The organism is Acinetobacter sp. TUM15071, assembly GCF_008980925.1.
Lineage (GTDB): Bacteria > Pseudomonadota > Gammaproteobacteria > Pseudomonadales > Moraxellaceae > Acinetobacter > Acinetobacter dispersus.
This window is the reverse complement of record NZ_BKGB01000019.1, coordinates 1-21,115: the sequence shown is the minus strand read 5'-3', so window position 1 is coordinate 21,115 and position 21,115 is coordinate 1. Positions and strand designations below refer to the sequence as shown.

At 37.9% G+C, this 21,115-nt stretch carries 21 protein-coding genes and 1 pseudogene; 9 read left to right on the top strand and 13 right to left on the bottom strand.

All coding sequences use genetic code 11. The annotated features are described in order from the left end of the window. The first annotated feature begins 10 nt into the window (after positions 1 to 10). Positions 11 to 805, top strand: a complete 795-nt coding sequence (locus GBI66_RS16065) for a hydroxypyruvate isomerase family protein (protein WP_151716788.1) — start codon at positions 11 to 13, stop codon at positions 803 to 805. Positions 806 to 886: 81 nt separating this feature from the next. After that, complete coding sequence (gene rsfS / locus GBI66_RS16060; protein WP_004774663.1) at positions 887 to 1,285, top strand: ribosome silencing factor; 399 nt, start codon at positions 887 to 889, stop codon at positions 1,283 to 1,285. Between the two features lie 41 nt (positions 1,286 to 1,326). On the opposite strand, the gene GBI66_RS16055 is transcribed toward rsfS, so the two are convergent. Continuing rightward, positions 1,327 to 2,598, bottom strand: a complete 1,272-nt coding sequence (locus GBI66_RS16055) for a hypothetical protein (protein ID WP_151716787.1) — start codon at positions 2,596 to 2,598, stop codon at positions 1,327 to 1,329. A 252-nt stretch (positions 2,599 to 2,850) separates the two neighbouring features. Here GBI66_RS16055 and GBI66_RS16050 point away from each other — a divergent pair, with 252 nt between their 5' ends. Next, positions 2,851 to 3,672 carry an SDR family NAD(P)-dependent oxidoreductase gene (locus tag GBI66_RS16050; protein WP_151716786.1) on the top strand — a complete coding sequence of 274 codons (822 nt, stop codon included), beginning with the start codon at positions 2,851 to 2,853 and terminating at the stop codon, positions 3,670 to 3,672. A gap of 62 nt (positions 3,673 to 3,734) precedes the next feature. Here the strand turns inward: GBI66_RS16050 and GBI66_RS16045 are convergent, their stop codons facing one another. The 3 genes from GBI66_RS16045 to GBI66_RS16035 are packed head-to-tail and all read right to left on the bottom strand — an operon-like array spanning position 3,735 to position 6,655. Next, positions 3,735 to 5,189 carry an NAD(P)(+) transhydrogenase (Re/Si-specific) subunit beta gene (locus GBI66_RS16045; RefSeq protein ID WP_005184817.1) on the bottom strand — a complete coding sequence of 485 codons (1,455 nt, stop codon included), beginning with the start codon at positions 5,187 to 5,189 and terminating at the stop codon, positions 3,735 to 3,737. Positions 5,190 to 5,192: 3 nt separating this feature from the next. Further along, positions 5,193 to 5,516: a proton-translocating transhydrogenase family protein gene (locus tag GBI66_RS16040; protein WP_004655717.1), complete on the bottom strand. Its 324-nt coding sequence runs from the start codon at positions 5,514 to 5,516 to the stop codon at positions 5,193 to 5,195. 11 nt (positions 5,517 to 5,527) lie between these two features. After that, positions 5,528 to 6,655, bottom strand: coding sequence for a Re/Si-specific NAD(P)(+) transhydrogenase subunit alpha (locus GBI66_RS16035; RefSeq protein ID WP_151716785.1), 1,128 nt, complete (start codon positions 6,653 to 6,655; stop codon positions 5,528 to 5,530). 876 nt (positions 6,656 to 7,531) lie between these two features. Between GBI66_RS16035 and GBI66_RS16030 the strand changes: the two genes are divergently transcribed. Beyond that, positions 7,532 to 7,951 carry a RidA family protein gene (locus tag GBI66_RS16030; protein WP_151716784.1) on the top strand — a complete coding sequence of 140 codons (420 nt, stop codon included), beginning with the start codon at positions 7,532 to 7,534 and terminating at the stop codon, positions 7,949 to 7,951. Between the two features lie 19 nt (positions 7,952 to 7,970). Then, positions 7,971 to 9,164: an MFS transporter gene (locus tag GBI66_RS16025; protein ID WP_151716783.1), complete on the top strand. Its 1,194-nt coding sequence runs from the start codon at positions 7,971 to 7,973 to the stop codon at positions 9,162 to 9,164. Between the two features lie 224 nt (positions 9,165 to 9,388). Here the strand turns inward: GBI66_RS16025 and GBI66_RS16020 are convergent, their stop codons facing one another. The 3 genes and pseudogenes from GBI66_RS16020 to GBI66_RS16010 form a co-directional block, all read right to left on the bottom strand. After that, positions 9,389 to 9,646: a hypothetical protein gene (locus GBI66_RS16020; protein ID WP_151716782.1), complete on the bottom strand. Its 258-nt coding sequence runs from the start codon at positions 9,644 to 9,646 to the stop codon at positions 9,389 to 9,391. 396 nt (positions 9,647 to 10,042) lie between these two features. Then, positions 10,043 to 10,462 carry a DoxX family protein gene (locus GBI66_RS16015; RefSeq protein WP_151716781.1) on the bottom strand — a complete coding sequence of 140 codons (420 nt, stop codon included), beginning with the start codon at positions 10,460 to 10,462 and terminating at the stop codon, positions 10,043 to 10,045. Between the two features lie 105 nt (positions 10,463 to 10,567). Next, positions 10,568 to 11,689 (bottom strand): annotated as a pseudogene (locus tag GBI66_RS16010) (ribonucleotide-diphosphate reductase subunit beta); the annotation flags it as partial. A gap of 187 nt (positions 11,690 to 11,876) precedes the next feature. On the opposite strand from GBI66_RS16010, the gene GBI66_RS16005 reads away from it, so the two are divergent. Beyond that, entirely contained in the window at positions 11,877 to 12,332 is a 456-nt protein-coding gene (locus GBI66_RS16005; protein ID WP_151716779.1) for a DUF1289 domain-containing protein, read from the top strand. A 36-nt stretch (positions 12,333 to 12,368) separates the two neighbouring features. On the opposite strand, the gene GBI66_RS16000 is transcribed toward GBI66_RS16005, so the two are convergent. The 5 genes from GBI66_RS16000 to GBI66_RS15980 form a co-directional block, all read right to left on the bottom strand. Continuing rightward, the gene (locus GBI66_RS16000; RefSeq protein WP_151716778.1) at positions 12,369 to 12,575 is read right to left on the bottom strand and encodes a hypothetical protein; all 207 of its coding nucleotides are present in this window, start codon (positions 12,573 to 12,575) and stop codon (positions 12,369 to 12,371) included. 41 nt (positions 12,576 to 12,616) lie between these two features. Next, a complete protein-coding gene (locus tag GBI66_RS15995; protein WP_151716777.1) occupies positions 12,617 to 12,811 on the bottom strand; it encodes a hypothetical protein in 195 nt (64 codons plus the stop codon). Positions 12,812 to 12,902: 91 nt separating this feature from the next. Next, positions 12,903 to 14,141, bottom strand: a complete 1,239-nt coding sequence (locus tag GBI66_RS15990; RefSeq protein WP_151716776.1) for a tetratricopeptide repeat protein — start codon at positions 14,139 to 14,141, stop codon at positions 12,903 to 12,905. Between the two features lie 14 nt (positions 14,142 to 14,155). After that, positions 14,156 to 15,742 (bottom strand): CAP domain-containing protein, encoded by a 1,587-nt coding sequence (locus GBI66_RS15985; RefSeq protein ID WP_151716775.1) that lies wholly within the window; start codon positions 15,740 to 15,742, stop codon positions 14,156 to 14,158. Positions 15,743 to 15,772: 30 nt separating this feature from the next. Further along, positions 15,773 to 16,381: a hypothetical protein gene (locus tag GBI66_RS15980; RefSeq protein WP_151716774.1), complete on the bottom strand. Its 609-nt coding sequence runs from the start codon at positions 16,379 to 16,381 to the stop codon at positions 15,773 to 15,775. A 1,351-nt stretch (positions 16,382 to 17,732) separates the two neighbouring features. Between GBI66_RS15980 and GBI66_RS15970 the strand changes: the two genes are divergently transcribed. Then, positions 17,733 to 18,071 (top strand): hypothetical protein, encoded by a 339-nt coding sequence (locus GBI66_RS15970; RefSeq protein ID WP_151716773.1) that lies wholly within the window; start codon positions 17,733 to 17,735, stop codon positions 18,069 to 18,071. Continuing rightward, the gene (locus GBI66_RS15965) at positions 18,064 to 18,915 is read left to right on the top strand and encodes a hypothetical protein (protein WP_151716772.1); all 852 of its coding nucleotides are present in this window, start codon (positions 18,064 to 18,066) and stop codon (positions 18,913 to 18,915) included. The genes GBI66_RS15970 and GBI66_RS15965 overlap by 8 nt, the downstream gene beginning before the upstream one ends. Positions 18,916 to 19,068: 153 nt before the next feature. On the opposite strand, the gene GBI66_RS15960 is transcribed toward GBI66_RS15965, so the two are convergent. After that, positions 19,069 to 20,016 carry a MobA/MobL family protein gene (locus tag GBI66_RS15960; RefSeq protein ID WP_151716771.1) on the bottom strand — a complete coding sequence of 316 codons (948 nt, stop codon included), beginning with the start codon at positions 20,014 to 20,016 and terminating at the stop codon, positions 19,069 to 19,071. Between the two features lie 581 nt (positions 20,017 to 20,597). Between GBI66_RS15960 and GBI66_RS15955 the strand changes: the two genes are divergently transcribed. Then, positions 20,598 to 21,115, top strand: a 518-nt coding sequence (locus tag GBI66_RS15955; protein WP_151716770.1) for a hypothetical protein, incomplete at its 3' end; no start/stop codon positions are given.

Sequence of the window (21,115 nt, the reverse complement as noted above, 5' to 3'; positions counted from 1 at the left end):
GAGTCCGAACATGAGCCATCTTGCAGTCAATTTATCAATGATTTTCACTGAAGTCCCTTTAATCGAGCGTTTTGCTTTAGCGCAAGCTCACGGTTTTCAGCATGTGGAAATTCAATTTCCTTATGAATTAGACATCATTGATATTCGAACCCAACTTGAACAATACAATTTATCTCTCTGTCTGATTAACGTTCCTGCAGGCGATTTAATGCAAGGCGGCAATGGGCTTGCGGGTGTACCTGGTCGTGAAGTCGAGTTTCATCAGGCCCTTGAACTCGCCATTAGCTATGCAAATGCATTAAATGTTCCACGTGTGAATATTCTGGCAGGTAAACAGCCACTTGATGCTGATCTACTCCCTTGTCTTAATACCCTATCAAATAATCTAAAGCTTGCTTGTCATATGTTAACCGAACAAGGCATTGAACCTGTTTTAGAAATGATTAATGGCACCGATATGCCACGCTTTTTGGTTCAGAACATTGCTCAAGCGCAAGAAATGCTAGAAGCGGTCAACCATCCTGCGCTCAAAATGCAGTATGACTGTTATCACATGGCCATGATGGGTGAAGATGTTTTGGCTGGTTTACAAGAAAACTTGCATCAAATTGGGCATATTCAATTTGCCGACTGTCCGGGCCGCAATGAGCCAGATACAGGAAATATCCCGTATAAACAGATCTTTGACTGGTTAGCACAAAGTGACTATCGAGGTCTCATTGCAGCTGAATACAGACCAAAAACTCAGTCAGATCAATCTTTTGCATGGAAAAAGAAGTACTTTTCCAATGATGTGAATACATAAACTGTTACTGCTAAAATTTGAACTTTTTAGAGAAAAACGGTATATTTGACAATGAGCAATTGTCAGGAAAATATACCCTCTATGAATTTAGAACCATCGCCCAGCGCTTCTAATTCTCACGACCTAAAAATCAAAACAGCGAACAAAGATGTACAAGCTTGCCTAAAAGTTGTACATGAAGCTCTCACTGATGTAAAAGCCAAAGATATTCTTGAACTTGACGTAAGTACGATTAGCAATGTTGCCGATGCAATTGTGATTGCAAGCGGTACATCGACTCGTCATGTCAAAGCCCTTGCAGACAATGTTGCTGATGAAGCACGTAAAGCAGGTTTCCGCCCAATCGGTGTCGAAGGTGAACGCGATGCTGAGTGGATCTTAATCGACCTCGGTTTTGTTGTGGTACATGTAATGTTACCAACCGCGCGTAAGTTCTACGACTTAGAAAGCTTATGGCGTGCACCCGAATCTGTAGCGTAAAACTCTCAAAAAAAGCGACCGAATAGGTCGCTTTTTTATATCTAAATCAGTAATTCCTGTATCCGCTTACACTCTTGCGTATATTGCTCTGTAAGACTATAAACTTGACAAAAAGTGGCAAATAAAGCTGCTCTCTTTAATCGATCCTCTTTGGTCCAAATTGGGCGATAGTATTGATGCTTAACTTCACTTAACAATACCTCTACCTTTTCTTTTAAAATTTGTTTCTCTATATGAGTATGACAATATTTCCATAAACAAATAAGCCAATCAAACTTATTCCAAAAAGAAAAATTATCGTAAGCCTCTAAACGTTGAGCTACACCAAGCTGCTCATTACTGAATTGATAAAGATGATCAAGCTGCCTAGGTTGAATGCGATCAAGTAAAATAAATTTTCGCAACAAATAAAAAGGCAGTCTAAGCTGTTTTTCTTCCAGCACTTTCACAACTTCATCTAAATCAAAATATCCCAACTTCGTCGCCTTATATAAAACAACAAATAAAACAGAAGGTTGATTTAAAAACTTAATCAAAGAATAAAAGTCCTGCTTATCCCATTTTAATAACAGCATTTGCATCAACCCGAGTCTAACCTCTTGTTCAGTTAAAGCTAAGACTATTATGAGTCGTCTAAAATATTCAAAAAAATCAAAATCCCGTTGTTTTAACTCATAAATGGCAATATCGACAATTGATAAATATTGGCTATTCAGGGCTTGAAGTAGAATAACTTCATCCAACTCACCCTGTTGTTGCAATTCATATAAAATTGCTTTTTTAACATCAGCATATTGCGTTTGTATTAGTTGCTGCTTTATGAATGCAACATCTTGCTTCACAACAAAAGAAATCCAGTATTTTCGAATACCTTGATCCTTTGCATATTGAGCTATTTCAACCAGTTCAAGCTCTGAGAGTATTCTTTTATCGAAAACATAACGATATAGCGTTCTAGCTAATTTCCCTTGTTTAAACCGCAATATAGACTTCACCCTATCCAAATTATAGGCTATCTTTTGCATTAATATCTCTTCAATCTCGCCCACAATACGGATTCGTTTTTGAATTGCATAAACATCAAGGAAATAATCAATACAAAGATCTATACACTCCGGTCTTTCAGACCACACCAACAAATGTTGGGCTGCAAGTTGCCTATTTATAGGCACATAATCACTTAATTTACGCAATAAATGCGGAAATAGATCTGGTTCAAAACACCCTTTTAGCTGCTTTAATGCTGCTTCACGCTCATAGCCATCCCACCAATAGAGTTGATTAATACACCGCTGTAATTCTTCTGGACTCATTATCTTCAAATCATTTTATAAGTTTATCGCTACAAGACATTAAAGCTCTTTTGGAAATAAATAAAAAGCGACTGAAAATGACTTTTATCAATTTTAGCCAAAAATGTTAGAGCCAAGTTGAGCTACATTAGTAAGTTTCTTGAATGCCAGTCATCTCCCATTTTCAAATTTGACATGACAAATTGTCAAATTTGCAGCACTATACAGATTCTTGCAATCCCACCAATAAATAGCATAACTGGAGTACAGGAAGTGAAAATACTGATTACAGGTGCCAATACAGGCATTGGTTTTGCCACGGCAGAACAGTTAGTTAAACAAGGGCAACACGTGATTCTGGCGTGCCGAAATCCACAGAAAGCACAACAAGCACAAAACAAATTACGTGCACTCGACCAAGGACAAGTCGATCTCATCTCCCTCGACCTCAACAACCTTGAACTGACTCGAAAAGCAGCGGATGAAATTGCAGATCGTTATGGCAATCTGGATGTGTTGATCAACAATGCGGGACTATTTGCCAAAACCAAACAACTGACTGCTGATGGTTTTGAGCAACAGTTTGGCGTCAATTATCTGGGGCATTTTCTATTGACCCAAAAACTGCTTCCCGTTTTAAAACAATCTCCTCAAGCACGTATCGTCCATTTAGCCTCAATTGCACATTGGGCAGGTTCAATCAAACCCAATAAATTCCGTGCAGAAGGTTTTTATAATCCGCTGTTCTATTATGGACAATCCAAACTCGCGAATTTACTGTTTAGCAATGCGTTAGCAGAACAACTGGCAGATAGTTCAATTACCAATAATGCACTACACCCAGGTGGTGTCGCTTCAGATATTTATCGAGATTTGCCTAAACCTGTCTATGCGGCGATGAAACTAGGTTTAGTACCAACCTCTGTTCCTGCAAATTTGATTAGCAGAATGGCGATTGGAGATGAATGGGCAAACCGTAATGGGGAGTATGTCAGTGCACATATGCCTGACTGGAAATCTTCCCATGCCAAAAATCAGCAATTGGCACATGATCTATATCAACAATCTATACAATTGGTCGAAAAGTTTCTTTAAAAAATAAACCAAATAAAAAAGCCACCCCGAGGGTGGCTTTTACAATCTTGATTGAGGTCAGATTAGTGACCGCCACCATTGATTGCTTTCGTCATATCTTCCACAACTTTCTTGGCATCACCAAAGATCATCATGGTTTTTTCATTGTAGAACAAGTCATTGTCTAAGCCAGCATAACCTGTCGCCATAGAACGTTTGATCACCATAATGGTACGTGCTTTATGCGCTTCAAGAATCGGCATACCATAAATCGGTGAAGTCGGATCGTCTTTCGCCGCAGGGTTCACAACGTCGTTTGCACCAATAACAAGTACCACGTCTGTTGCTGGGAAATCTGAGTTGATCTCATCCATTTCCAAGATGTCTTCATAAGCAACATCTGCTTCAGCTAACAATACGTTCATATGACCAGGCATACGACCAGCAACTGGGTGAATCGCGAAGCGAACTTTTACGCCCTGCTCTTTCAAGATTTCACATAATTCTTTCACCGCATTCTGTGCACGACCTTGTGCCATACCATAACCTGGTACAATCACAACGCTATCTGCATTTGACATCAGGAAGCCTGCGTCATCTGCTGAACCAGAACGGTGGTTACGTTGAACTTGCTCACCCTTATCTGCTGATGCAACTGCTGCACCGCCCATTGCACCACCAAACAAAACATTGATGATTGAACGGTTCATTGCCTTACACATGATGTAAGAAAGAATCGCACCAGAAGAACCTACAAGCGAACCTGCAACGATCAACATATTGTTTTCAAGTGTGAAACCAATACCTGCCGCAGCCCAACCAGAAAATGAGTTCAAAAGTGATACCACAACTGGCATATCACCACCGCCTACTGGCGCAATCCATACCCAGCCAAATGCAAGTGCAAGTGCAGTCATTGCCCAGAATGCAGTCATGTTACCTGTAGTGAAGAAGTAGAAACCACATGCAAGCATCGCAATAAAGATGGTTGCTTGAACTGGTTTAACCCATGCGCCAGAAATTGTTTTTGCCCATTTCTTCGCAGCCAATTTACCGTAAGCAAATACAGATGCAGTAAATGTGATCGCACCAACGAAGCAGCCCACAAACAATTCAAATAAATGAACTGAACTCATATGTGCATGTTGAACACCAGCAGCTGTTAACGCGGCTTCATTTTGTTCAAATAAAACATTGAGTTGGTTGTTGTGCAGAATCGCCGCAATTGCAATCAATACCGCAGCCAAACCCACGAGAGAGTGCATCAACGCAACAGTCTCAGGCATTTGTGTCATTGGCACTGTTTTCGCACGTGCGATACCAACGACAGCACCCAATACCATTGCACCACCGATCATCCAAACAACAGGATGTTCAGCAACAAAGAAGGTGGTTACTACAGCAATCGCCATTGCGATCATACCGTAGCGATTACCTGCAATTGCAGTCTTAGGACCAGACAAGCCACGTAAAGTTAAGATAAAGAGGACAGCACCAATCAGGTAGAACCAATCCGCATAGTCTCGAATGAATTCCATTGCTTAGCCCTCTTTTTTCTTTTGCTTCGGCTTGAACATTTCAAGCATACGAGCAGTTACAGCAAAGCCACCGAAGATGTTGATACTTGCCAAGAACACAGCAATCGCACCAAGGATACTCACCACGTTTACACTTTGGAATGCAACATTAGCATCCACACCAATTGCTGGCATACCCACTGTTTGGATCATCGCGCCAACAACAATAATTGAAGACAACGCATTGGTTACTGCCATTAATGGTGTATGTAATGCAGGTGTTACACCCCACACCACGTAATAACCAACGAAGATGGCAAGGACGAAAATTGTAATCGTTTCAACCATGAGAACTCTCCTTAACCGCGCTTGAGCAGTACTTGACCGCCATGAGTCACGAGTAACGCTTTTTGGATTTCTTCTTCTTGATTGATCGCAAAGGCTTTGTCTTTGTCGAATAATGTCTCAAGGAAGTTAAAAACGTTACGTGCATACAATGCAGATGCTTCAGTTGCAACTGTGCCTGGAATGTTTGGAATACCCAAAATTTTCACGCCATTTTCAGTTGTGACTGTTTCGCCTTCTTTAGAACCTTCAACGTTACCACCCGTTTCTACTGCCATATCTAAAATGACAGAACCCGGTTTCATTTTGGCAACGGTTTCAGCTTTAATTAAACGCGGAGCATTACGACCCGGAATCAATGCAGTGGTGATTACGATGTCAGCATTTGATACAGCTTTATCTACAATCGCAGCTTGATCTTTGATGTATTGCTCACCCGGCTGCCAACCATAGCCGCTTTTCGCAGCTTCAGCAGCACGTTGTTTTTCTTCATCGGACATTGGCACATCGAGCCACTTACCGCCTAAAGATTCAACCTGCTCTTTTGCTGTTGGACGTAAGTCAGTCGCTTCTACGACTGCACCTAAACGTTTCGCAGTCGCAATCGCTTGAAGACCCGCAACACCAACACCCATAATCACAACACGTGCTGGTTTAACAGTACCTGCAGCCGTCATTAACATTGGGAACATACGTTGATATTCAGCCGCAGCTAACAATACAGACTTATAACCCGCCAAGTTTGCTTGAGAAGAAAGTACATCCATATTTTGTGCGCGAGAAAGCGTACGTGGAAGTAATTCTAGAGCAAAAGCAGATACTTGCTGATTAGCAAACTGATCTAGTTCTGGATTGCGGTAAGGGTCAAACATTGCTATGACAGTAGTATTCGCCGCAAGTTTTTGAATTTCATCGCCTTTAGGGGCACGTACCTTCAAAATAATTTGGCTGCCTGTATAAGCATCGTCCGTAATGGTTGCGCCAACTTGTTCATAAGCACTGTCAATGTATGCAGCTTTAACACCAGCACCACGTTGAATGACAATACTATGACCTGCGTTAATCAACTTCTTAACTGTCTCTGGTGTTGCCGCTACACGACTTTCACCTGCAACAGTTTCGGTTGGGATTCCGATCTGCATGAGCGTTCCTCAAGCTAGTTTTTCTTAAGTAAACATCGCAAATAGCAATGTTTCCCCCAGGAGTATTCTTTGTAGAAATTTGGATTCTAATGGAAGTATTTTAAATTTCCACCCAATATTTATTTAATAAATACCTATATTTTGAACTGATGATTCACATTCACATTTTTAACTTGTATGATCCGCAGGTTTGCCTTTTGATCAGTCAAACCTTGTTTTTCATATTCCATGAATGTGAGAACTCAAGCATTCTCATAATCAATCCATCTATTTTCTTGCATTTCCCTTTCTCACACGAAAGATAAAAGCGGCATTCACTCAATAAACCTACTGATCGCCCTTATCCTCATTACCAAAACACTAAATTCGTTTCACCAAATTGGATCACTCCTTTTATCTAGTAATGATAGATGGGTTGAATCGGCATCATAATCATGCAGTTGTTAGGAGGGATTGGCTTCTCTGAACTTTTATTGGTCTTTTCGGCTACTTTTTATCTGCTCATTTATAGAACTCAAGTGAGTTATAAGCATGAGCGCTTATTTCTCCTTATCAATTAATCTGAATTGTAGGCAGTAAATACTTCAGAAAAATCAAAAAGAGTTAAAAAAACTTAGATAGACATTTTTTCAAGTGATATTTGTATGGTTTTGTCTAGCAAAAGCTGCTTTATTGCACAATATTGGTGCAAAAAACAAACACTCTTAGTAATTAAACCAACTTTTGATCTGCATAAAACTTAAAATTCTAAAAAATAGGCTTTTTATTGTCATTTATTGTCATTTATTGTTGGTTTGGCTTCAAAATCCACTTGACCTCAAGCTAACTTGAGCTTTGATACTCAATCATCTCAATGTTCAACATGATGTTGTAGCCATGAAACAGACTGACACACCGCCCTTTGAAATCATTAATCCGAATGAACTTTATGATCCACGTAGTAATGGCTATAGTCATGTGGCCATTGTTCCACCCAATATGCGTACCATTCATATCGCAGGTCAAGGTGGCGAAAATAAAAATGGTGAGCTTTCAGAATATTTTGACCAACAGGTACAACAAGTCTTCTATAATATTCAACACGCTTTAGCTTCAGTCCATGCTCAAATTACGGATATCGCCGTTTTACGCATTCTAATAGTGGAGCATGATGCTAAAAAGCATCAGGCTTTGATTCAAATCATGCAAGATTTATGGAAAAACCATGCTTTCCCAGCATGTACGCTCATTCCTGTCCCACGTTTGGCATTGGAAGGCATGCAAATCGAAGTTGAAGCAACTGCCTATACCGCATAAATCAGTGATCGAGAAAATTATGTCTGCCCCCCAAGATATTAGTCAAAATAAAGCATTACTCTGGTTTATGGCTGCAGCATGTGGTTTGTGTGCGGGTGCCAACTATTATAGTCAGCCTTTGATTCACTCCATTCAGCAGTATTTTGCAGTGACCGAAGGTCAAGCTGCACTGACAGTGACTTTTGCCCAAGTCTCTTATGCATTGGGCTTACTGTTTATTGTGCCAATGGGCGATGTGGTCAATAAAACTAAATTCATTCCTTTATTGATGGTGTTATGTGCTGTTGGCCTATTTATTAGTGCTTTCTCCATCAACTTACCTATGCTTTGGCTCGGTACGGTCATGGCTGGACTATTTTCAGTTGCTGCACAGGTATTGATTCCGCTTGCAACCATGACGGTAAAACCAGAAAAAACAGGTGAAGTGATTGGCTTCTTAATGAGTGGATTGCTGGTAGGTATTTTACTTTCAACCAGTCTGGCAGGTTTATTTTCGAATTTATTCCACTGGAAAGTGATTTATGTGGTCAGTGGCATACTGATGCTGATCTTGGCCTACGCATTAAAAAGTCGTTTGCCATACGCCATGCGCATGAAAATGAATTATAGCCAAGTCTTCGCTTCAATGGCGCAACTGTTAAAGCAAGAGAAACGTTTAGTCTTACGTGCACTTGCAGGCGGCTTTGCTTTTGCCGCGGTCAGTATTTTATATTCTACCATTGCCCTACTGCTAACCTCAGCACATCATCTTCAAGATCTTTTAATTGGTATGGTGCCTTTGGTCGGAATCTTTGGTGCGCTCTCAACACAGTATGTCGGTAAATATGCCGATCAAGGTTATACCAATCAGTTAACATGGATTGGATGTGGTTTATTTATCGTGAGTTGGATCTGTTTCTATTTCGGACAAAGCGTCTTGTTCAGCTATATCCTTGGTTTTGCACTCATCCAGTTGGCACTCGCCTTAGTCCATACCAGCAATCAAAGTGTGATTTTCCGTTTACGTCCTGATGCAAAGTCTCGTATTAATGCCATTTATATGACAGCGTATTTTACTGGCGGTGCATGTGGTTCGGCTCTCGGCATTTTTGCCTGGAATCACGGTGGCTGGAGCATGACTTGTTTAGCAGGAATCAGCCTCGTTTTCGCATGCATGTTGTTTAGCTTGTTTGATTACCTTTTGACGAAGAGAACAGACATCGCAACATCTTAAATATCACGCTTCATGGTTAAAATTGAAGTGCTCGGGAAGAGCATTGGTGAATTGATCACAAAACTCGTATAATGCTGCCCTTTCTTTTCTTGTCCAGATCCGAGAACCGTTTATGCAACCACTTGAATCATTAAAGCCACGTATTTCCGTCGCCCCGATGATGGATGGGATCACTTTTTATATATAATTTAATTATTACAACAACTTAAAATCAATAAATATTCTTATGGTTGCAATATGGTTTCAATAACCTTTACTGCCCTCCCTAGCTTATCTACAGAAATAATTTCATAAGCATTAACTGGAATAGTTAACTCGCCAATAGCGTAAACCATTGCCCCAACTGCTGCTTTTGGATTTACACAAAGAACCTCATAACTTCCAGATGTAGCCCAATTACCCAAAGCCTCATCTAGCTGATTTTTAAAATTCTGGGCAGCCTTAATATCACCTTTCTTGTATTCATTTATTAACAAATCCATAGCAGCCTTAGATTTTCATCTAAGTACTTTCGCTCAGCAGTCATTTTAATCAATGTATCATCTGAGGCTGTAGCGAAGTTTTTTATTGAAAAGAAACTGGAGAGTGAAATTTAATTTCCTGCATATCTAGAACTAAATTCTTAAACACTTTAATTTTTAAAATTTTGTTTTAAGAAAAGGCATGCTCAAACCCAGAACATGCCTATTTAAAAGATTTTATTGAGTTAGATTCTTGCCAAGAATAAGAAACACTATAATCGAATAGGAATGTATTTCCATTATTGATATCTGATGAAAATGCACCCTATATAGACTGAGATTTGATGTGCTCTGATCATCTAGGATTACTAAAACCAACTTACAATAACCACAAAAATATTTGAAACTGAAAAAATATTAATATTTTTTCGAATGCTTTTTATTTGTTGCTACTGTAGTAAAAGCACCATCACCAAGTAGAGCAATAGAGACTAAAACAATAAACCAGAAGAGTGGATATTCCCAACCACCACCGGTATTAGTAAATAGCCATCCATTATTAGAGTGTGCCCAAGTAGCGCCCAAAACAATAGGCGCAGCTAAAATGGCACCCAACCTTGGCTTAATACCTAAAATAAGCATTAATCCTGTAATCACCTCTCCAGCAAGAGTAAACCATGCCAAAATACCGGGCAAGCCAAGCGATTCAAAAAAACTAACCGTTCCGGGCATAGTAAAAACAAAAATTTTCAAATAAAAAGAATGAGCTAACAACGCGAAGCCAGTTGCAAACCGTAGAATAAAAATACCGTAAGGAGCTATTTTTTGATCAACCATTGGGTTTATTTCCTTAAATAAAAAAGGATGTATAAGAGAAGGCAAAACTTTTCTAAAAGCGGAATCACCTTAATTATTGATTAATTTATATTTTAAAAAATAAATCTAATCCCAGCTTAATGCTCCCCCAGCTTGATATTCATTTACTCGAGTTTCGAAGAAGTTTTTCTCTTTTCTAAGATCCATCATTTCTGACATCCACGGAAATGGATTGCTAGCCTGAACATACTGCTCTCGAAGTCCAAGCTGTACCAAACGTCGATTACAAATGAATTTAAGGTACTCTTCCATCATAGATGCATTCATGCCTAATACGCCTCGAGGCATAGTATCCCTTGCATACTCGATTTCCAGCATTGTACCTTCAACCAGCATTTGGATAACTTCAACGCGAAACTCAAGATTCCATAAATGAGGATTTTCAATCTTTATTTGGTTGATTACATCTATGCCGAAATTAACATGCATCGATTCATCTCTTAGAATGAACTGGAATTGCTCAGCGACCCCAGTCATTTTATTTCTCCGCCCCATACTCAGAATTTGAGTGAAGCCACAATAAAAGAAAATACCTTCAAGAACGCAATAGTACGCAATTAAATTTTTTAAAAGCTTGCGATCATTTTCAACTGTGCCTGTTTTAAAATTAGGGTCTGATAAAGATTGAGTATACTTTAGAGCCCATGTAGCTTTTCGGGCAACAGAAGGCACCTCTCGATACATATTAAAGACTTCACCTTCATCCATTCCTAATGACTCAATGCAATATTGATAGGTGTGGGTATGGATTGCCTCTTCAAAGGCTTGTCTTAAAATATATTGACGACATTCTGGGTTAGTAATATGTCTGTAAACTGACAAAACTAAGTTGTTTGCTACCAACGAATCTGCAGTTGCAAAAAAACCGAGTGAACGCATAACAATTGTACGTTCATCGTCGCTTAAACCATTTTCAGATTTCCAAAGTGTAATATCTTGAGTCATATTAACTTCTTGTGGCATCCAGTGGTTTGAGCATCCATCCAAATATTTTTGCCAAGCCCATTCATATTTAAAAGGAACTAGTTGATTAACATCCGATCTACAATTGATCATAAATTTCTCATCAACTTGCACGCGACCACCAATTCCTTCTAACTCTTCTAGACCTAAACTAATATCAAGATTGGCCAAATTCTCTTTTGCTTTCAGCAAATTATGATTAGACATTTCTTTATCATCCATAGATTTTTCATTCTTAAGTTCATTTAAATCAGTCATAAAAATTCCATCAAATCAATTTAACATCGCTGGTGCTCGAATTAAGCACCAACACTACATATGGTATATATTTTTAAATAAAACACAATATATTGTGTTTTTGGTTTTTTTGAATTATTCTTTTTTGGTGTTTCAGCAACTGCGAATTAGAACTATGTCACCACATCAAACAAAGACTCATATATTGACCACCCCATGCATAGGTCGTTGTTCAACTACGTTTGGGGATGAGGTTTGCATAGGTTGCCGTAGATATGCCCACGAAATTATTAATTGGAATGGAATGTCTAATGAAGATAAATACGAAATTTGGAAAAGAATAAATTATCAGTTAGATCAGCTCATTCTTGGTTTTCTACCACAAGCAAATTTCGAAAATGTATTGTCCTTTTTGGGTGAAAAAAAAATCTCTTTACCTGAAAAAAACAGTATTGGGCGTGTATATTATTTAGCCCTTAAATTTTGTTATAAATTCCCATCTTATACCGTGGAAAGTGGTTTAAATATAAGTTCAGATGAAGTAAAGACCTTATGGTTAGTGATTGAAAAAGAAGCATATAAGCTAGCAATTCACGATTTAAAAAAAATTAAAGCTGTAGAAATTTTTTAGTTTCGCTCTTTGATTCCAAATACTGCACTGACTCCTCTAAGCAGCTTTAACAGTGTTATATGAATTTTGTTGAATATCCTTCAAACTCATCGTACGCATGGCATGTTTATTTTGTTGATACCATTGTTCACGTAATACAATTTCCTCTCGTGATCGTACGATCTGCTGTCTCTTAACACCGACATATTGAACCAGATAACGGCAGTATAAAGATACTTGTCTTTGAGTAACACTATTGCTCATATCTTAGAATATGTTTGTTAATGATAAGAGCCGTAGATATTTCATTTAATTTTTAATACCTCACTGCTCTTTACAACTTTGATTGGATAATATTCCTCTTCATAAGCTTCAATAAGGACAACTAAAATTTCCATTTCCTCAGCTTCAGACGTACCTTTATCTGCCTGAAAGATACTTTCTAAACGAATAAAAGCGTTAGTAAGATCATCATCATTTCTGATTGGTTTAATATTCACTGATACCTCCTCATTCTTATAGTGTCCTCCAATTCCTAATACCCAGAAACAGGAGGATAGACATCAATATAGCTATTCTAATTTAAGAGTATTATTTCAGCTTCAAATAAAACTTACTCTTACTGTCATACTGATAACTTAAAATTTTATTTACTTTAACCATCCGATTATTGTCGTTCATATCCGTTCCCTGATAATGAATCTGGAATGGATAAAATGGTTGTCCATTTTTGTTAACTTTGATTGCTGAAGAATAGCCATACTCTGGTTGTTCTGAAACTTTCCCTTCTTCGAACATTTGTTCAACAATATAGCCTTCTTCATTTAACAGAAGAAGTGACCATACGCTTTCTCCATAACCATTGCCGTAATAACCATCAATGGTATAGCTTCCTAGTATATTGTTTCCAAAAGCTTGTAAGTTCTTTCTAAATTCTTGGGCGTTCCATGAGGTTCGACCATATTCCTCAATACTTTCAACTCCCCCTTGGGCTGTTTTTGAAATCATTTGGAATTGCCCATTGTCCAATTTTTTAAAGAGATATAATTCCAAAGTGCCTCGTGTAGCATGTGAAGTTTCGATCCTGCCTTCGATTGCTAAAGTCACTTCGACTGGGACTAAATAACGAGCTTCCCCCTGCATATTCTGGTAAATAAAAATAGGTGCGATACTGATTACAGCGTCTGTGAGATCATCCAAGTCGCTAGGCTTATTAACATAGTAGTATTTGCCACTTCCCCAGTAATCATCTTTTTCTCTTTCTCTGGATGATGTCACTTTATAAAAACTTCGAGCAACGGTATCTGTACTTAGGTTAGGGAGTACAACTTGCTTAAAGTTCTTAGGTTCAAGCTTGGATGTATCATAGTATTTAATGGCTGTTGTGGCTGTTTGTACTGATGGCGTTTGAGTGGTATTAAGCTGCTGGGCCTTAGCTTGTAGTGAGTTATACAGCCTGACCGCTTCAGGTTGCCCTTGCTGTGCTGCACTTTGTAATAAAGCCACGCCTTTTTCTGCATCCTGTGGTATACCATCCCCATTTAGATACATGACTGATAATGCGTACTGTGAAGGAGCATAACCATTGGCTGCTGACTTGGAAAACCATTCAACAGCTTTTTTATAATCTTTGAGTACGCCATTTTTACCTAAGTAGTAAAGCATCCCCATATTATGGTTACTTTGATTGTTATCTCCTTTGCTCGCTACTTGAGACAGAACATAGTTCAAACCTGCTGATAGGTTCACTTTCTTGGTTTCAGCACATACCGTTGAACTGGTCACTACCATATTAATGGCGACAACAAGGTGAAGCATTAATCTTTTCATTTGATTTCTATCCTTTATTTGTCATCGACTTTAAACCAGTACGAATATTCCTTTGGCTGACCATTCACCAAGACATTGCTGAGTTTGACATCGTAGATCACGTTTAGTTTTAAATCGTCAAAATTAAACTGGATATGGTTGGGAACACCAATATTTTCATAGCGGATATTGCTGATCTTTTGTTTAGCCCCACTACTTCGTTCAGTGACAACAACAGTGGCTTTGCCGTAGTCCACATTGCGATTGGCAAAGAAATTCTTTTGATCTGTTAAAACTGAAATCGAGAGGATTGAACCCGGCATATAATATTTTGCAGGATAGTTGTGGTAGGGATAGGCAATCACACCGAGGGGTGTCATGGTTGCATTATTAAAAGGGTAAACAACTTTAATTGAAGTCCCTACAACGTAAGGGAATCGGGTATCCCTGAATGATGGCGCATTGACTGAACCATACGCCGATTTTTGCAAGAAAGGATTGAGCATCCAAAGACGATGACCTACATTATTTGCCATAACATTAAAATAATCATGTATCAAACTTCTGATAGTGTTGGCAGGCGGATTGTCATACATATTAGCTCTGACACCCATCTCAAGATTACTAGTTCTTGCACCTAGAGCACCAATATCTGAATAACAGTCTGTGTGGGGTTCCGGATAATGGGTCAAGATGTTGTTAGCAGCAAGAATCAGAGCAGTTTGCATCATTTCATCTTCACGGGCATAGTCGTATGTAATACTTGGCAACCCATGCAAGGCACGAACCGTATTGAGCTCATTTAAAAATTCATTTCTAAACTTTGCACTGAGCTTGCCTGCATAACAGTTATTGATATCGGGTGCATCACCCATAGATGAAGCTTTAAACACATCAAAACTGATGGTCTTACTCTCTGCTGCCAGTGTTTTGGCATCACCCTCTTGGGTGAGTTTAAGGGTACATGCACCTGCACTAATCCCTTTGAGTTCACCATTAGAATAAGTACAGGTTGCTGAAGAAAGGCTATTGATTTTGACAGGAAGTTTGGCACTGGATTCAGCATCCAATGAATAAATACTATCCGTCAGGATGTATTTCATTTTAAGTGGGGTAATGGTTTGCTTGGCCTTAGTTACACACACATTATTTTCTAGATATTGCTCCGCTGCACATGTCACATTGACGGTCATACTGCTATTCAATGGTAGAACTTTTGCCGTGCCTGTCTGTGTCAAGACCAGAGTACATTGACCAACATTTAAAGCTTTGAGTTCACTGCCACTTACACTACAGATGTTGGGTGTGTTACTGCTAAACGTCACTGCCAGACCTTGATCCGTCTTCAGCGATAATGGATAGCTTTGACCTCGGATCAGGCTGCTGAATGGTAAAGACTGGATATTCTGCACTAGCTTGTTTTTACATATATCCTCTTCCAGATATTGGCTTTCAGCGCAGGTCACTGGCTTAGGATTAGTATTGTCACTATTAGAATTTTCCGTTCCACCACTATTGGATGAACCAGAATCTCCTCCCGAACCACCGCCTCCACATCCGAGCATTACAGTACTGATTGCCATCATCAGAACTGATGGCATAAACGATCTTGAAATCATCATGTTTGACTGCCTTAAATTTTTATATTGTTGTTATTGATAATGATCAGCCGAAAGGAGTTGACGGATTTCACTGGCCATCTGGGGACTACGCCAAGGAAACAGCACTTTAAGACTATAATTCGGTTTAAATTGATCCCGTGTTCCAATATTGACCTGAAACTCACGTTTCATTGGTGTTCGATGTACTTGTTGGTTAACATGGGTTCCCATCATTGGGTTACTGATCACGGTAGTCGTGGTTCTAAAGCGATCTTCAACCAGATTGTAATGTCCAACAGAAGTTATATAGTCAAAAGGATATTTGACTAAGCGCTGATCCGGCTGATCAAACAGGATGATGGTTTTATCCTGACTATTAATCCAGACACCACGATTTTGATAGTTAAAAGTTTCCCCTTGGCGTTTCAGTTGCTCAGTCATTCCATCGAAATATATATTTCCATATTGATAGAGGTAGTAAATGATCACAAACCAGAACAGGTCAAAGCCAAAGAAGATATAGGCAAAAGCACCAAAGGAAAAGATTTTGGCAATAATCAGAAAGATCACAATTGGCAAAACCACACATTTTAAAAAGAGTTTGGATTTTTGAGGACGGTTTTCGATTGGAATGATTTTGGGTTTAGTAAGTTCAGTCATGGTTGTTCCCCACATGTTCAATGCAATTCACAATCACCAGCAGATATAAAAAGGTCTATTTTTATAGGCGTGATTTAGCCATCCACCGTTGGATTGTTCTTGTTAAAAGTTTTTTAATACAGACGAATAATAATAGTTAGCCGTCTAGTCCCCGTTGCAAAGCACAACAAGGTTGAACAGGTGGTGAGGCACAAATGAGAAAAGATAGATATAGATACAGCATGAGAAGCTCCTTGAATCTTAAGAAGTTCTGCCGATTACTGCTAAATAATGGTGGCAGAACAAAAGAGGGTTAGCAGACTGGGATCCAAGGAACCAGCACACCCGAAGGTGTCCCCCTTCTGTCCTACCATAAAGATAAAAGGGGGACGAGAAGGTCCACAAAAAATAGACAGGCTATTTTCTGTGCTGGATCAACGGTCTGCTAAAACCGACTGGCAATGTAGGCCAGCGAGCCCATATTAATTTTATCCAACGCTTTAGTCAATTTTAGCAATACTAAATTCTGGACAATCAGTTTGGACTCAACTAATTTAATCTAAGTGGTTGATTTTTCCCATTAGACCAAATTAAACCAATCGATTGGCTTATTTTGATTTTATGGATGGGTCTAAAATGAACTTTTCTTCTTTAGTAAAATAAAACAATAAAATAAATCAATAAATCTTCCAACCGCACCTTTAAATATTTGGTTTAATCAAATTGACCTAGTCATGTGAACTATGATTCAGAATGGATTTCTTATTTTATGAACACATTCAATACAGTTTCTGGTGATATCCAGTTCAACAAATTTAAGATAGAGAAGAATTAGTGAAAGTCTTAAATATTATTGAGGCCGTGACGAATTGATCATGAATTCAGCTCATGATTAACAGCAATCACTCTAAGTTTTATGACTTAAAACATCTAATATCTATTCAGATCAGTCCTCAACGCAGGAAAAAGAATAAAAATCGAGCAATGCCCACCATCCATAAACACTTCTGACAACGAGTTCCCTAGCCGTCAACAATCAAAAATATCTTCAGGTTAATCAATAAATTATTTAATGTTAAGATATGTAAAAAGATTGAATTGGATCGTTGACAGATTAAGGTATACCCAGCTAACCTAGTATTACACAGCAAAATCTGTGTTCAGGCGTGAGAACCTGATACAATCTAGGTGCAAATTAATGTCGCACTAGCGGCTATTTTTTTGTCTACTGTTTAGCAGTCGTTATGGCAGCTTGCAGGGCAACCGTAAGGTTGGCTGATCCTAGATTCAGTATTCTCACCCCTGTCTTGCTGCCACCATTACCGTGAGAAGTAATGATGGTAAGTGTTAAAACTTATCTAGGACTACTGCTATGAACGCAATTCTTCATGGTGCAAGCACTTGCACACCTAAAAAACAAGCCTCTCAACTAATTGTTGAACTTGGCAAATCCATTTCAAATCCTCAGCGTCAGACACTCGCCAACCTCTATATCGCTGTTGATACTGCAAACTCCTTGCTCAAAGAACTTGAACAAGCACATCAGATCATTCGTGAATGTATGCATGAAATGAATGATGAACAAATTCTCAAAGTCGCAAAGCTCAATCAAAATAATAATTTATCATCGCTCTGGGCATTCCGTACGCATCAACGTCACAAGTTGATTGAGCGCGCACAGCGTGTGCTGTTTGGGGCTGGTCATGTCTAAGGCTAAGAAGAATAACAATCTCCTAATTTCGGGAGACTATCCTTTAATTGCTTCGCCTACGCTTGCAAAAGCGTATGGCGTTGCGGCCGCCAATTTTCTACAGAAATTGCATTACTGTTTAGAAAATAGCGAAGGGAAAATTTTTAATGGAAAAAAGTATTGGTTCCATAGCTACGAGCAATGGCAAACTACACTTGGCGTGTATAGCGTATCAACGATTAAACGAATTGTCGCAAAGTTAAAGCAAGCTGGAATTCTTGTGATTGAAAAGTTAGCACAGAACAAATGGCTACAAACCAATTTCTATACGATTAACTATAAGAAATTAAAACAACTCATCACGCTGAATAACGGGCAAAACAATCTGCCTAACGAGATCGTCCTAACTCCTGATCCTGTCGTAATCACACCCTCTCTGGAGAATTCTGCTCAAGGCGTCCAGTCATCCATGTTAATAAATTCAATTCAACAGGCATTTCAAAATATCAAGGTTAAATCAAATACATTTGAACCAACATTAAAAGTGGCAAAAGAATCCCGTCTACGCCCCGACTTTGTCACACATGAATCTTATTCAGTAAAAGGATTAAGCCAACCACTCCATCCTGCTGCATCAAAGGAAACGTTAAAAAATATGGATATCAATTGCCGCTGCTTTTATCAAGCACTTAGGCAGCAACGTGTAGATATTGATTATGATGATCTACGTATTCAACAACTGTTGAAATATCAGAAGCGGATTCTTCAACATATTGTATATATCAAACAGAATTTTGCAGGACATGAGCGCTATCAATGGCACACACTTGAGCAGCTACAAATGGAAAATTATTTAAAGAAATAGGTCAAATCAAACTAAGGTCAATTTCAAATGATCCGTCTATAGGAAGGTTATAAACGGATCATTTGATTAAATCACAGGTTGAACACAGACTGATTAAATCCATTGAACTAGCTCATCAGATATAACAAGCCTTATTTTTTTAATGTATGTATATTAAAAGTCAAAATCTAGATTTTTCGATTGATCACGATGATAAGTATTCAAATTTTCCTGTTCACATTTTTTAGCCAACGCTAACTCATACTCTTTTTTATAGAGTTCACATAGGTTATTTTGACGAATTTCCCGAATCTCCTTTCTATAATTTGTCACTGTGTCTTGATCTTCAGGATCGGTGCTATACAGTAAGTGCCTAGGAATTTGAGGAACATCCTTTAATTTAGTTCCATATTTTTTATTATAATCTTCATTTGATAAACACGACACTGCACTGCTCACTTCTAATTGAATACCATGAATTTCTACAATCTTGGTTGGTGCATATTTTTCTAAAAATTCATTTATTATTTTTTCAGTTTTTGTTCGATAGTGAAATAATATATTACGACTAAATCCAAGTACATCTGCCGTGATTTTTAATGCACCACCTTTATCAGGATTTTTCTGACGATATTGCTTAAAGAACTGCTCTGGGGAACGTTGAATATTATCCAGCATACTTTTTTCTGAAAATAATAAATGTAAATGTGGTTGTTCTGACTGTCCATCCAGCGCAGCAACATGATTATGAATTGCGATTGTACATGGCATTTTATATTGACCACAAAACTCATGCATTAACCTTTCAGACAATTCAATGCGCCGATTTTTATCCAATTCTTTTGGCAAAGCGATTGTAATATGCGATGAGGTTCGTCGGGTCACACTTGTATATTGATCTGCCGCATGCCAAAATTTTTCTGGATGATTATCTACCCATTGAGGCATATGATAAGGAGCACAATATTCAAGCTCTTCAATCTCACTTTTATGCTTAGAAAAATATAAAGTACGAGTAATATAGTGATAGGCACTTTTTGATAGTCGATACTTTGAATGACCGTCACTCAATTTTATTTGACTATCACCTTTAACGTTGTGACTTAAATGAAAATAATACATTTTTACTTCCGATATTAATTTAATTGGAATATCGGATCCTACAAAATTTTAAAATTTCATGATTCGTTTCGTGAAGAAAAATGAAAAAAACTTAAATTTCGATCAAAAAACATACTTTCAATAAAACTACATGAGTACAAAACCTAAAAATAAGAGTAACAGAACCAGAAATTTAAGATATATCAGTTTTTATCAATAAAAACAAATATATAAGATGTTTACAAAAAACGTGTAACAGTTTCACTAGATAAGAGTAACACCCTTTAAAAATATGAGTAACACCAATAAATCACATGAGTAACACCATATAATCATTAATAATCAAACACTTAAAATTAAAAGGGCTGCGCAGCACGAGGAGAAGTGTCTTTTTAAATGGGAGTGAAGCGAAATTTAAAAAGACACGGATACGAGATATAAAAAATCTTTTTTGCATTCGCAAAAAAGATTTTTTATCTGTCCCCCTATTAACAGCCATAAATTAACAGAAGAGTAGTATTTTTTGAAAAACTCAACTTATGGCGATTTTTTTTTAGACTCTGTGATATACCAACATTTTCTTAAATACAGATGGTTTCAAAATGGCTAGAGTTAAATTAACAGTGAATGAAATTTCTTTAAGAGTTGAAAAACACTTAAGACAGATAGCAAGACGTACTCATTCAGATGAGTTGATACTTCAATTGATTCAATCTAAACATGTAAATCAATTTACAGAAGAAGATATAAAAAGATTAAAAAATAAATATCACAAAATTTTAGAATTAAACAGATTAGAAGAATTAATGGACTCTATCTGCACAATCGCAAAGAGTGATCGCTCTGATATTGAAAATGATATCGTTGATTTTAGTGGATATGAAGATCCTTTCTCTCAAACTGATGAAAGATTAAAAATAGCATTAAGAATGCTAAAAAATTACAATAAAAAAATTCTTGATGAAATTAAACAAAAAGCACACCATGAAATCAAAAACTCTTTCAATAACTTATACAAGCAAAGAAATCAGAAGATAAAAGATAGGAAGAAAGAAAATCATGAAAAGTTTTTTCTTGGCAGTGTGCTTATCTCATTTTTAAAATCTCAAGATATTGAAAT

Excerpts from the sequence above, each read along its gene's own strand:
- GBI66_RS16065 (WP_151716788.1), top strand. The coding sequence starts at position 11 with ATGAGCCATCTTGCAGTCAATTTATCAATGATTTTCACTGAAGTCCCT.
- rsfS (WP_004774663.1), top strand. The coding sequence starts at position 887 with ATGAATTTAGAACCATCGCCCAGCGCTTCTAATTCTCACGACCTAAAA.
- GBI66_RS16055 (WP_151716787.1), bottom strand. The coding sequence starts at position 2,598 with ATGAGTCCAGAAGAATTACAGCGGTGTATTAATCAACTCTATTGGTGG.
- GBI66_RS16045 (WP_005184817.1), bottom strand. The coding sequence starts at position 5,189 with ATGGAATTCATTCGAGACTATGCGGATTGGTTCTACCTGATTGGTGCT.
- GBI66_RS16040 (WP_004655717.1), bottom strand. The coding sequence starts at position 5,516 with ATGGTTGAAACGATTACAATTTTCGTCCTTGCCATCTTCGTTGGTTAT.
- GBI66_RS16035 (WP_151716785.1), bottom strand. The coding sequence starts at position 6,655 with ATGCAGATCGGAATCCCAACCGAAACTGTTGCAGGTGAAAGTCGTGTA.
- GBI66_RS16030 (WP_151716784.1), top strand. The coding sequence starts at position 7,532 with ATGAAACAGACTGACACACCGCCCTTTGAAATCATTAATCCGAATGAA.
- GBI66_RS16025 (WP_151716783.1), top strand. The coding sequence starts at position 7,971 with ATGTCTGCCCCCCAAGATATTAGTCAAAATAAAGCATTACTCTGGTTT.
- GBI66_RS16020 (WP_151716782.1), bottom strand. The coding sequence starts at position 9,646 with ATGGATTTGTTAATAAATGAATACAAGAAAGGTGATATTAAGGCTGCC.
- GBI66_RS16015 (WP_151716781.1), bottom strand. The coding sequence starts at position 10,462 with ATGGTTGATCAAAAAATAGCTCCTTACGGTATTTTTATTCTACGGTTT.
- GBI66_RS16005 (WP_151716779.1), top strand. The coding sequence starts at position 11,877 with ATGTCACCACATCAAACAAAGACTCATATATTGACCACCCCATGCATA.
- GBI66_RS16000 (WP_151716778.1), bottom strand. The coding sequence starts at position 12,575 with ATGAGCAATAGTGTTACTCAAAGACAAGTATCTTTATACTGCCGTTAT.
- GBI66_RS15990 (WP_151716776.1), bottom strand. The coding sequence starts at position 14,141 with ATGAAAAGATTAATGCTTCACCTTGTTGTCGCCATTAATATGGTAGTG.
- GBI66_RS15985 (WP_151716775.1), bottom strand. The coding sequence starts at position 15,742 with ATGATGATTTCAAGATCGTTTATGCCATCAGTTCTGATGATGGCAATC.
- GBI66_RS15980 (WP_151716774.1), bottom strand. The coding sequence starts at position 16,381 with ATGACTGAACTTACTAAACCCAAAATCATTCCAATCGAAAACCGTCCT.
- GBI66_RS15970 (WP_151716773.1), top strand. The coding sequence starts at position 17,733 with ATGAACGCAATTCTTCATGGTGCAAGCACTTGCACACCTAAAAAACAA.
- GBI66_RS15965 (WP_151716772.1), top strand. The coding sequence starts at position 18,064 with ATGTCTAAGGCTAAGAAGAATAACAATCTCCTAATTTCGGGAGACTAT.
- GBI66_RS15960 (WP_151716771.1), bottom strand. The coding sequence starts at position 20,016 with ATGTATTATTTTCATTTAAGTCACAACGTTAAAGGTGATAGTCAAATA.